Origin of the sequence: Streptomyces flavofungini, from assembly GCF_041028215.1 — a bacterium.
In the GTDB taxonomy this organism is placed as follows: Bacteria; Actinomycetota; Actinomycetes; order Streptomycetales; family Streptomycetaceae; genus Streptomyces; species Streptomyces flavofungini_B.
Map to the genome: position 1 here is coordinate 1 of NZ_JASKYR010000987.1, position 2,475 is coordinate 2,475.

General features: G+C 73.6%; 3 protein-coding genes. 1 reads left to right on the forward strand and 2 read right to left on the reverse strand.

Going from position 1 to position 2,475, the window contains the following annotated elements:
- Together AB8Z36_RS37465 and AB8Z36_RS37470 are read right to left on the reverse strand one after the other, a co-directional pair.
- Window positions 1–416, reverse strand: a 416-nt coding sequence (locus tag AB8Z36_RS37465; protein WP_369217844.1) for a sigma factor-like helix-turn-helix DNA-binding protein, incomplete at its 3' end; no start/stop codon positions are given.
- Between the two features lie 64 nt (window positions 417–480).
- Window positions 481–999 (reverse strand): MarR family winged helix-turn-helix transcriptional regulator, encoded by a 519-nt coding sequence (locus AB8Z36_RS37470; protein ID WP_369217845.1) that lies wholly within the window; start codon window positions 997–999, stop codon window positions 481–483.
- Between the two features lie 157 nt (window positions 1,000–1,156).
- Here AB8Z36_RS37470 and ilvA point away from each other — a divergent pair, with 157 nt between their 5' ends.
- Window positions 1,157–2,386, forward strand: a complete 1,230-nt coding sequence (gene ilvA, locus AB8Z36_RS37475; protein ID WP_369217846.1) for a threonine ammonia-lyase — start codon at window positions 1,157–1,159, stop codon at window positions 2,384–2,386.
- Window positions 2,387–2,475: the final 89 nt, after the last annotated feature.

Here is a 2,475-nt window from a genome sequence, read left to right on the forward strand (position 1 = left end):
GCCATGGCGCGGGCGCAGATCACCTGGACGCGTTCGGTGGGCAGCCCGAGGAGCGCCGCCGTCTGCTCCTCGGCCACGCCCTCGTACATCCGCAGGACGAGGACGAGCCGCTCTTGGGGATTCAGCCGATCGAGGACACCGCCGTGGCCGCGGTGACGGCGCCAGGAGCCGCGCGCGAAGCGGACGGCGACCTGCTGCCGGGTGCGGTCGTACGGGTCCTCGCCGCGCAGCCGGTCCCAGGTCGCGTACGTATGGACGAGGGCGGTCGTCAGCAGCGCACGCGCGCGTGGATTGTCGTCGGGGAGCTCCGCGGTGAGCAGGGTGGCGGCATGGAGGAGCCGCCCTGCCGCGCCCGCGACGAACGCCTCGAACTCCCGGGCACGGCGGGCGTCCTGGAACGCCTGCCGTTCTCGCACCGCGCCTCCCGGCCAGCAGGAAGGGGGATCCCGGTCTCATATGAGGCCCAAGGCGGGGCCGGGGTCAAGACTCCGGAGTGGCCGGAACCTCCGCGCCGGGCGCGGACTGTGACGTCTGTCGTGCCGAGAGAGCGGAATTGAAGCGTGTGAGGAGCGCGCAGAAGCTCTCGCGCTCCTCCTGGGCCCAGTCCTGCGTCAGCTCGGCCATCAGCTCGCGCCGCGAGGAGCGGACCTCGTCGAGCCTGGCCTGGCCGCGCGGGGAGAGCTGGAGCACCACGGCACGGCCGTCCTCGGGGTGCGAGGTGCGCTTCACGAGCCCGGTGTCGACCAGCGGGGCGACCTGCCGGGTGACGGTCGACGAGTCGATGCCCATGCTCGCGGCGAGCGCCTTGACGCCCATGGGGCCCTCCTTGTCGAGGCGGTTGAGCAGCAGGTACGCGGCTCGGTCCATGGAGTTGCGGACCTGGCCTACACCGCCGAGGCGGGTCTGTTCGGCCCGGCGGGCGAAGACGGCCACTTGGTGCTGCAGGCTGTCGAGAAGGCCGGGTTCACTGGCGGTCGTCATGTCCGGAGTTGTGGGCATGGCCGGGGGCTCACTTCATGCGAGGGCGGTGGGTTGGGGGACAGGGTACGCGGACACGGCGCGGACCGTACCTGCGCTGCGGAAACCTACGCGGCAAACGGTCTCGGCCCTTGGTCGCCGCGGAAGCCCCCGGCCGCCGGGTGCGAGACTCGCGGTCATGAGCTTCCGCACGCCTGACTCCTTTCCGACGGTGACCCTCGACGACGTGCGCGGCGCGCAGAAGATGCTCTCCGGCGTGGCCCGCGTGACGGCGATGGAGGGCAGCAGGCACCTGTCGCAGCTGGTCGGCGCCCCGGTGCAGCTCAAGTGCGAGAACCTCCAGCGGACCGGTTCGTTCAAGCTGCGCGGGGCCTACGTACGGATCGCGGGCCTGCTGCCGGAGGAGCGCGCGGCCGGTGTGGTGGCCGCCAGCGCGGGCAACCACGCGCAGGGCGTGGCGCTGGCCTCCGCACTGCTCGGCGTGCGCTCCACGGTGTTCATGCCGACCGGCGCGCCGCTGCCCAAGGCCGCGGCGACGAGGGAGTACGGCGCCGAGGTGCGGCTGCACGGCCAGGTCGTCGACGAGACGCTGGCCGCCGCGCAGGAGTACGCGTACGAGACGGGCGCGGTGTTCATCCACCCCTTCGACCACCCGGACGTCATCGCCGGGCAGGGCACGGTGGGCCTGGAGATCCTCGAACAGTGCCCGGAGGTGCGCACCATCGTGGTGGGCGTCGGGGGCGGCGGTCTCGCGGCGGGCATCGCCGTCGCGGTCAAGGCGCTCCGTCCCGACGTACGGGTGGTCGGTGTGCAGGCGGCGGGCTCCGCGGCCTATCCGCCCTCGCTGGCCGCGGGGCGCCCGGTGTCGATCGCGGGCCAGGCGACGATGGCCGACGGCATCAAGGTCGGGCGCCCCGGTGACGTACCGTTTCGGCTGGTCGCCGACCTGGTCGACGATGTCGTCACCGTCTCGGAGGACGAGCTCTCCAGCGCTCTGCTGCTCTGCCTGGAGCGGGCCAAGCTGGTCGTCGAACCGGCGGGCGCCAGCCCGGTCGCGGCGCTGCTCAGCCGCCCGGAGGCGTTCCGCGGCCCGGTGGTCGCGCTGCTCTCGGGCGGCAATGTGGACCCCCTGCTGACCCACCGCATCCTGCGTCAGGGCATGGCGGCGGCGGGCCGCTACCTCTCGCTGCGGCTGCGCCTCACCGACCGCCCAGGCGCCCTGGCCACCCTCCTCGGCGTGGTGTCGGAGCGGGACGCGAACATCCTGGACGTCCAGCACGTACGCACCGACCCGCGCCTCGGCCTCACGGAGGCGGAGGTGGAGCTGCACCTGGAGACGAAGGGCCCGGAGCACTGCGCCGAGGTGGCGGCGGCCCTGCGGACGGCGGGGTACACGGTCATCGGCTGAGCGGTCCGGGTCGCGCGGGGGCGGCGGGAGCGGCGGGAGAGGCGGGAGAGGGCGGCGCCGACCTGCCCCGGAGCATGCGGTGGGGCGAG

Coding starts and splice junctions, on each gene's coding strand:
- AB8Z36_RS37470 (WP_369217845.1), bottom strand. CDS start 999: ATGCCCACAACTCCGGACATGACGACCGCCAGTGAACCCGGCCTTCTC.
- ilvA (WP_369217846.1), top strand. CDS start 1,157: ATGAGCTTCCGCACGCCTGACTCCTTTCCGACGGTGACCCTCGACGAC.